General features: G+C 58.5%; 5 protein-coding genes and 4 pseudogenes. 3 read left to right on the plus strand and 6 right to left on the minus strand.

Going from position 1 to position 8412, the window contains the following annotated elements; genetic code table 11:
- Nucleotides 1–84 precede the first annotated feature (84 nt).
- Nucleotides 85–696, minus strand: a pseudogene (locus M0D66_RS37710) (sigma factor-like helix-turn-helix DNA-binding protein); the annotation flags it as partial.
- 459 nt (nt 697–1155) lie between these two features.
- On the opposite strand from M0D66_RS37710, the pseudogene M0D66_RS37715 reads away from it, so the two are divergent.
- Nucleotides 1156–1620: pseudogene (locus M0D66_RS37715) on the plus strand (tyrosine-type recombinase/integrase); the annotation flags it as partial.
- A complete protein-coding gene (locus M0D66_RS37720; RefSeq protein WP_266212939.1) occupies nt 1619–1984 on the plus strand; it encodes a transposase in 366 nt (121 codons plus the stop codon). The pseudogene M0D66_RS37715 and the gene M0D66_RS37720, both read left to right, overlap by 2 nt.
- A gap of 378 nt (nt 1985–2362) precedes the next feature.
- Here the strand turns inward: M0D66_RS37720 and M0D66_RS37725 are convergent.
- The 5 genes and pseudogenes from M0D66_RS37725 to phaP form a co-directional block, all read right to left on the minus strand.
- Nucleotides 2363–2449, minus strand: a pseudogene (locus M0D66_RS37725) (ATP-binding protein); the annotation flags it as partial.
- Nucleotides 2433–2870: pseudogene (locus tag M0D66_RS37730) on the minus strand (IS21 family transposase); the annotation flags it as partial. The pseudogenes M0D66_RS37730 and M0D66_RS37725, both read right to left, overlap by 17 nt.
- Nucleotides 2870–3523: a class I SAM-dependent methyltransferase gene (locus M0D66_RS37735; RefSeq protein WP_266212935.1), complete on the minus strand. Its 654-nt coding sequence runs from the start codon at nt 3521–3523 to the stop codon at nt 2870–2872. The pseudogene M0D66_RS37730 and the gene M0D66_RS37735, both read right to left, overlap by 1 nt.
- A gap of 1718 nt (nt 3524–5241) precedes the next feature.
- Nucleotides 5242–5985 (minus strand): acetoacetyl-CoA reductase, encoded by a 744-nt coding sequence (gene phbB, locus M0D66_RS37740; RefSeq protein ID WP_266212936.1) that lies wholly within the window; start codon nt 5983–5985, stop codon nt 5242–5244.
- A 129-nt stretch (nt 5986–6114) separates the two neighbouring features.
- Entirely contained in the window at nt 6115–6693 is a 579-nt protein-coding gene (phaP, locus tag M0D66_RS37745; protein ID WP_266212937.1) for a TIGR01841 family phasin, read from the minus strand.
- A 1418-nt stretch (nt 6694–8111) separates the two neighbouring features.
- Here phaP and M0D66_RS37750 point away from each other — a divergent pair.
- Nucleotides 8112–8306: a hypothetical protein gene (locus M0D66_RS37750; protein WP_266212938.1), complete on the plus strand. Its 195-nt coding sequence runs from the start codon at nt 8112–8114 to the stop codon at nt 8304–8306.
- Nucleotides 8307–8412 lie beyond the last annotated feature (106 nt).

The following is an 8412-nucleotide window of genomic DNA, read 5'->3' on the forward strand; positions in this document are numbered from 1 at the left end:
CGGCGCGGATTCCGCTGCGTTCCTTCGCATTACCAGAACCTGCTGATTAGTTCAGAAATCACCAGCTGGTGATTTCTGCGGACAGCCGCCAATGAATTCGAACGTGCGCACATGCGAACCGATCCAGTCTGGCAACTGCTGCGTCCAGGTCGCTTCGGCGTACGTGTAATTCGACGCGCCGAGAACAGCAACGAACAGCTCGGCGTCGCGGATCTCGCCGGTCTGCGCGTCGATGATGGCGATCCTGTCGCCGGAGTAGTCGACGAACAGCTTCTCGCCGGGCGCGTGCGTCTGGCGCAAGGTCAGCGGCAATGCGCTCGCCCACCGGTTGTAGTGGGTGCAGAACCACGTGTACGCGTAGCCGTCGGGGTGTTCGGCCTTGTACTCGTTCCACAGCAGGTCAAGCGTGACGCCCTTGCGCGACAGCTCGCGTCGCACAGTAGGCCAGTCGGGTTCGGGGCGTTGCCCTTCAACCCGGGGCGGCGGTGGGTACAGCAGCGCTTCGAGTTCGTCGTCAGAGAGAGTCGTGGGCAGCGGATAGCTGAGTCCGGCGCGTTGCATGCGCCGAACGTACTGTCCGACTGTGGTCGGCGACGCGCCAAGAGCTCGGGCGATCTCCCGATGGTTGAAGCCGCTTTCGAAATGCAGGCGCAGCACTTCACGAATTTTACGCATGGTCAACTTTGGGTATGCCATGTGGCTCCCGACAAAGTGTCGAGCGTGCCACGGTTGACCCGCGTCGCTACCTCATGCGGCTACTGTCCAGCTTCGCGTGAAATCGCTGTCCAGCTTGCCGTGAAATCCGTGTCCACCTTCGCGTGAAATGCCTGTCCAGCTTGGCGCGAAATCGCTGTCCAGCTTGGTGCGAAATACGCACCCTGTGCACATCGTGCGGCTCTGGCAGCGATGCTAACCCGCGTTTGGTTCCTCACGGCGGGCCAGCCGCTGACTCACGGAAAGTCATACTGCCTAAACCGCTGACGCGGTAGTGGGAGGGAAGCGGAGGTCAGTGCCTGGCGTTCGGTCAGGACGGTTGTCGGAGGCCGGACCACGGGGAAGGGACGAGCAGGCGGCCAGGAGCAGCATGGAGGTGCCCGACCGGGCATGCCATCCACTGTTTCCAGGAGGCTCGCCATGACACTGCTCCGCCAACGCATGCTGCACGACATGCTGATCCGGAACCTGGCAGAGAACACCCAGAAGTCGTATCTGCTGCAGGTTTCGAGTTTCGCCCGCCACTTCCGCCGTTCGCCTGAACTGCTCGGCCCCGAGGAGATCCGGGCCTGGCTCGTCTATCTTCGCGAGGAGCGCAAGCTGGCCCCCGGCAGCCTCGGTCCAACGATCGGCGCACTGCGCTTCCTCTACCGCGTGACGCTCAAGCGACCCTGGAGCGACGAGGACTTTCCGTTGCCGAAGAAGCCGTTCAGACTGCCGGTCATCCTGAGCCTCGAGGAGATCAACCATTTCTTCGAATCGGTCCGCAGCCTCAAGCATCGCACCATCCTCATGACCGCGTACGCAGCCGGGCTGCGGGTGTCCGAAGTCGTGCACCTGAAGGTCACCGATATTGATAGCCAGCGCATGGTCATCCGTGTGAACCAGGGTAAAAACCGTAAGGATCGCTATGCAATGCTCTCGCCGCGGCTGCTCGAGATCCTGCGACTGTACTGGCACGACGCTCATCATTCGCCGCTTCCTGCTGCATGTGCCGCCCGACGGCTTCAAGCGCATTCGCAGTTACGGGTGGCTCGCCAATCGCCACCGGACCGCCAGGCTCGCCACCTGCCGCCGGCTGCTCGGCGTCGTGGCGCCCGCAGACGAAATACCCGACCCGATGGAAGACTACCGCGACCGTTACCAGCGACTCACCGGCAAGTCCCTGCGCGATTGCCCCGTCTGCGGCAAGGGGCACATGGTCTGCATCGAAACCTTCCGCCCCGGTGCACTGCCGCGTGCGCCGCCACCCGCCCACCATGTTCACTGATCCCCGTTCGCACCACCACCGGTCACGTTCCCATGCATTCCTGATGGCGACGCGCCCGGCCTTGCGTCACCGGGTCCTTGCCGCAGGGGAACGCGCCACCACCGGCACCCCTGAGCTCGCCAACCCAACGCTCGCACCAACCTCACGTACTCATCCACTCCGCTTCATCGTCGTCCCGTGCCCGGCTATCATGCATGGCGCACGCCCCATGACCTTCGCGACCATTCAATGCCCATAGAGGCGACCGCCTGCGGAGCGGTTCAGCACAAACGGATTTTTAGTTACCGATTGCGGTCCGACTTATATGGACTCGCTCATAGGTTCGTAGCCGCAATCGCTAACCAAAAATCCCTCTGCCTTACGCGGTGCACCGCGTAAGCGGTTGGACGTGACTACAACGCTGCGATGCAGTTTGTAGCGTTGATGGATCAGCGTTTGCAGCAGTGCGCCGGCGGCCTCGGGGACCTTCGCTATCGAACATGTGCTGGCACAGCGCCTTTGTTTGTCGTCCGATGTCGCCGGCGCTCGCGAGCAGGAAGGCGCTCTGGCGGGACGGATTGAGCGGGCGTTCGTCTTCGGGCAATTCAAGCGAACCGGCCTGCAGGGCGCGAGGATGGGTGCGCAACAACGCCTGCGTACGGCGATCGCGAATCTCGATGGTGGAATCGTAAATGCGCACTGAAACGAGACTCCCGATCGGTGCAGGTCGTGCCGCATAGTTGCTGCGATCGATGTTGACAGTGGTGTCATTCCAGACGGTACGCACGACCTCCGTGAAGTAGCGAAAGCCGGTGGTCGGCAACCGCCGCAGATGCGGCCTCTCCTCCTGGAACATGGCCTCGACCTGTCGCCGGGTGCTGCCATGGATGCGTTTGGCCGCCCAGTTTACCCCATAGAAATGGCCAGATCCGTCGTCCGCCACAGCGCCATCGTCTTGCAGTTATCGTGATGACCTTCGTTAATCAGGTACTGCGGCGGCGGAAACGAAAACGGCGGAAGCAGAAAATTTAGCGGCCGAAACTGGAAATTCACGCCTGCCTGCGTTCGCTCCAGGTCTACGTTCTCGAACTGGTTGCCTGCATACCGCGCCAGCGAGTTATCGTGCGTCAGCATCACGTATCCAATTCCGCTTGCCTGGATGTTCTCCAGTGTCGCCTGGATTAGCTCGAACGAGAAATGAATCAGGCAGTCCCGACAAAACAGCATATCCACCTTTGGCAGGGGATCGGACACCAGGTCGAGCCCGATGAATTCCCGATTCGACTGGCCATACGCGCGCAGGTTTGTTTCTACCAGCGCTGGCACGATGTCGCCGCCGATGTAATGGATATCGCCAAGCTCAACGTCGCGCATCCAGCAGTAGTCGCCGCAGGGCGCATCCAGCATCGAGCGCACTCCAAAATACCGCAGCACGGACGGCAGTTCCTGACGCAGTGTCGCCACAGCCCACGGTTCCGAGCCCTGCCCGGAGCGGCTTTCCTGGCTGTTCCACAGGTTATGTTTATAGACTTCTTCAAAGAATTCCTTGCGGGTTGGCATGACGCGGTCTCCAGATGGTTGACCAGACGTTGGCGAGAAATAACTGCCACCTGTGAGGTGCGATCGCCCTCAGTGAAGGTCCGGTCAAGCTCGATTCCGTCGAGCTGGCACACGGCGTTCTGCTCGATGGTGCTGCCCCTGCCCTTCCTCATGAAGTTATGGTCTGCGTTCCCGTTTTAGATTGTAGAGAAAGAACTAGCCGCGAGCACCAGACCGGGAAAGTCAGTAGATAAAACCTTTCACGGTGAATGATGGTATCGGAAGTTCATTCAGCGCGCGCCCTGAATTTTGTTTCACCATGCTCGTTCGCGTTGATACCGCTTTGGAGGGCGCCTGCCCCGGCATGTTGGGTATATGCCGTTAGGCAGGATGTCCTGTGAGCTTCGCGCTGGGCGTGCCTCAGTGCCAGGCGTTGTCGAACTCGGCGACGTGGTTCAGTCGCCTGTGTGCGCGAGAGGCGGAACACGAACGCAACATGCTGTGCCGCGAACGATTTCGGGTTTTCAGCGCCGCCGTGCGCATCGAGTCGCAGACCCAGCTCGGGACTGCAAGCCCCGAGCCGGCGCAGACTGGACCGCGCTCGCACTGCAGCTCCGTTGGTTGAGCTCAGGGATGCGTCTAGCAGGCGATGGGAGCTTCGTCAAGCGGCGTCTGGCTCAATAGGAACACGCGTAGGTTGTTGGTCGGCAAAACCGCAAGCCTTTTCATACCGGTCTCGTTCTACCAAATCTCTCATACCACCTCGTGCAGCCATCCCTCAAAGTTGATCTTTGACACTGGCGCGTCGAACTCACACTGAGCAACGCAGCATATTTTATCTGCCCAGAGAGCCGCAGTTCTCTCCGCAAAGTCGACGCATTTAGGTCGGTGTTGTACAGACCCGTTTAGGTTTGTTGCTTGCGGTGCGCATCACGCCGGCCAACGAGCAGGAGCGCGCACAGGTACCCGCGCGCCCATAAGAAATCAGCCATGCAGTAGTTTTGTAGAGGGTTCAGGTCAGCCCGGCAGACGACTGGATCACGCATGGGAACACGGTAGACTTGCAGCACCGAGAGGTGCGCGACGCGTTGCGTTGCCGGCAACCCGTCCAGTTCGTTGCTTCGACGCAGATCTTCAACCCTGAAGTCCTGCGCGATGGATTCGCAGACGTTGCCATCGATGACGGGCTGACTGAGCAGTTCGCCGTTCTATGTGAGCGACGCCTTGCGGAAAAGGGGCCGGCGCTCGTGAAACAAACCAACCCGACACGTCCTGACCCGTGTTGCTCACTCGTCGCACGCCCCAATCAGTTTGTTGCGAGGGCCTGAGCTAAAAGTACGTCGTGGGGTGAACCAACCACGCGCCCGGTGTTCCGGAAGAGGTGACCCGCCTCGTGGAATGCCGGCGTATCGCGATATTCCGTCGATTGACGAACACATCGACGACATCTACCGGAATTTTCTCGGCCGGACTGACAGGACTATCCATGCCGATCTGCAGCGTCAGTCTTAGTAGCTACTCGAGGGAAGACGGGTGGCTTCGGTCGATCCCGGGTTGCGCCCGCCATCATTCGCTTTCGAACTTGCCTGCATGGTCACATTGTCGCTTCAACACTGAAATCCGCTCGCTTGCTTTAACGATCAGGCGTTCCGGGCCGAGTTGCATCGTTCACCGCTTCTGACGGAGCGGTCGTCCGAGCAGGTGGCCACGGGCACGCTTCTCGCGTTGACGGCCCCGGTTCACTGGAGGTGCTGCCCCCCGTTAATGGCGATATTCGCTCCAGTCAGAAAGGCCGCCTCGCGCGAACACAGGTACAGTACAAGTGCGGCGATCTCTTCCGGTTGTCCAAGACGTCCGACGGGTATCTGGGGGATGATCTTCGTTTCGAGAACATCTTGCGGCACTGCCGTCACCATCCGGGTCGCAATGAATCCGGGGGAGATCGTGTTGACCGTCACTCCCTTTCTTGCCACTTCGAGTGCTAACGATTTCGTGAAGCCGTGCATGCCTGCCTTGGCCGCCGCATAGTTCGTTTGTCCGAACCCGCCTTTGGAGCCGATGATGGACGATATGTTGACGATGCGGCCCCAGCCACGCTCGACCATCCCATCGCATACAGGCTTGGTCATATTGAACACTGAATCAAGGTTGGTGCGGATCACCTCATCCCAATTGACCTTGTCCAGCTTCTTGAAGCTTGCGTCCCGGGTAATACCTGCGTTGTTCACCAGAATGTCTACGGGATCCACCTCGGCCACGATGCTCGCGACGCACCTTGCACACCATTCATAGTCGGCTACGTCAACGGGACAGGCATGGAATTTCCGCCCCCCGGTTTCCATGCGCGCAAGCCACGTGTCGATTCCAGCATTGTGCGGCGAGTACGTGACGATGACCCGATAGCCCGCGTCGTGCAGCTTTATGCTGATGGCTTCCCCGAGTCCTCCGGTTCCGCCCGTGACAAGCGCGATCTGCTTTGTCATGCTCACTCTCTGATCAAGGAACTGAATGGGGCCGCGACGTCGGTATGACCAGCGGCCTTTCCGGTGCAGCTACGTCGCGGAAGCCTCTGTTTCGCGATGTAGCCGGATGACCATGCACCGCCACAGCGGTTACTTCGATGTGGACCGCGTACCTTGCTCGACTGCCCGCCGTGTGGTTTTCGACACCGCACTGCTCGCCGCCTCGGCGTTGCTTTCGGCGACCTGGATCGCCTGCTGGACCGCTTTGCGTGTCGTCTCGTACCAGTTGCCCGTGGCGGAAATCGCGGATTTGAAGGCGGTAATAGCGGTTTCCGAAGTGGCCGGTGCATGCTGTGCTGCATCGTCGATCAGGCTTTGCAATTTGCTCTGCTGAGTCGCGAATTGCTCGCTGGCGACGTTCGCAAATTCCAATTGAGCATCCGATGCAATGGCGAACAGCTGGCCGTAGTACGACTGAACCCGGTCAGGAATCAGGTTCGCCACGCCGCCCTGCAGGGTGACCCATTCCTGCGGACTTTTTCCCGATAGTGCGTTGAGGGCTATCTCTTCGGATTCGGCGATGCCCGACTTGACGGCTTGCAGATTCAGCTTGACCATTTTTTGAAAACTCTCGAACACTTGGTTTGCCGTCGCAAACGACGCCTCCGCAGTCGCTCGTTGTGCCGCAGCGTGTCGTTCCGGATTCCACTGATTCATTACCTGCTCCAAAAAAATGCCCTAACCGAGGCGATATCGAGGAAGTCCCTCGTTCATTAATGCTGTCCTGCAATGCTCCAAAGCTGGAACACTTTCAGTCTGATAAGTCGGTGTTTGAGCGTACGCCTCCATGCGATCGGGTCGCGTTCTCTGGACGCGGCAGGGCATTGTCGAGGTTCGTCCGCGCGATGTACCTGTCGCTGGCGGATGCAACGACGGCGAACGGAGAGGATTGAAGCGAGTCCGCGAAAGCAGCGGGCAGTGCCGTCGAAAAGCGGCTCATGCATGCATTGCGTTGTACGCCCCTCACCGCAATGTTGCGCGGTGCCGTAAGGTCAACTTTACAGATTCAAGACAGAGCAGGTAGCTATCAAATCCGATAGGTATCGGTAGCGCATAGAAAAACAGCCATCAGGTACGGTACGGAGGCTTCGCTAATTCTCGCCAGTTGAGCGGCTATCCGCGCATGCTTCGGCTACACACATCCAAAACTGCTTCTCGTAGGGTGCTCCATCAAAAAAGTTGGGGGTCTTTGCCCATAGCCTAGCATTGACCTCTCCCGCGACAGGATCCTGACAATCCTTGACGGCGCTTGCAATAGACTGCATTGCGTCCTATAGGCAATGACTGTAACCAGGCGAGCATAGCGTGTTTGCCTCATCCTCACATGCGGCAAATATTGAGGTGCTATTTAGTAGCAGCGCTGTGGCGCCCACGCATGCGAATAATCGTCCAAGCTTGGGTATATGGTTGAGACGGACACGATCAGCAACATACAAATGCGAATGCATAATGATCCCCCATAAATTAACGTTAAATAGTACTATATAGTTCAATAACGTCGGTGAATCGCACGCGTGATGATATGAACCGGATGCGCCTCTCCGATAGCACTCGTTAGTAGATCCTTCGCCCCACGGGGTTGTGCTGTGTTGTGCGCCAGCAACGTCACATTTCAACAGGCGGAAGAGTGCGCAAAATGTTTAGCATTGCTATCATCCAGATGAGTTTTTTCAGATTTGAGCGTCTCGGTCCGTGATGCGGTCCAAACGCGTTCGACGGTTGCCGCGCTGCGTGCCCGGAACCATCGCGCCCGCATGCGTCTCTCCGGCGAAGCGTGGCCATGCGTTGATCTCAGGCGTGAGAAAGGCTCGGAACACGAGCGCCCTGAAACTATTGCTAGGTGTCTAATGCGATCGAATCAGGCATCGTATATACCCATGATGGATGTGGAATCTTGGAATCGTTAGTTTTGTCATGCGCCCGCGTGTCGCCTCATCGTTCTGGTCCTGCACTGACTGACGACGGAATGATAAAACCAATTCGAGACCGGCCGCGAAGCAAGCGGGACATCGATGTCTTCCCCATACTCAGCAATAGTAGTGTCAGACAATGCTTTCGGCTGAGACAGGTCAAAACAAGGAGCGAACGTGCTAAGCCCCCATGAATTTTCAACCTTGATGCTTATCAAGGATGCGCCCGATCAGGTTGATCTGAGGCGTGCCGAACTTAACGTACTGCTGGAGCGTCAGCTCGTATTCCTGAAAAATCCGGCGACCGGGCATCCATGTCCTCATATCACCGATAGTGGTGACTCCGTCCTTAAGGCGATTCAACGGATGTAGTCAGCAAGGTCGGGATAGGTGCACAGTCTGGTTCTGTCGCATTAGCGATGCCGCGGTAAAGTTCGTGCGGCGCTAACTTTGCCTAGGCTCACGATGGAGAAGACCG

This window comes from Paraburkholderia sp. SECH2 (assembly GCF_030464795.1).
GTDB classification, from domain to species: Bacteria; Pseudomonadota; Gammaproteobacteria; order Burkholderiales; family Burkholderiaceae; genus Paraburkholderia; species Paraburkholderia aspalathi.

Excerpts from the sequence above, each read along its gene's own strand:
- M0D66_RS37735 (WP_266212935.1), bottom strand. The coding sequence starts at position 3,523 with ATGCCAACCCGCAAGGAATTCTTTGAAGAAGTCTATAAACATAACCTG.
- phbB (WP_266212936.1), bottom strand. The coding sequence starts at position 5,985 with ATGACAAAGCAGATCGCGCTTGTCACGGGCGGAACCGGAGGACTCGGG.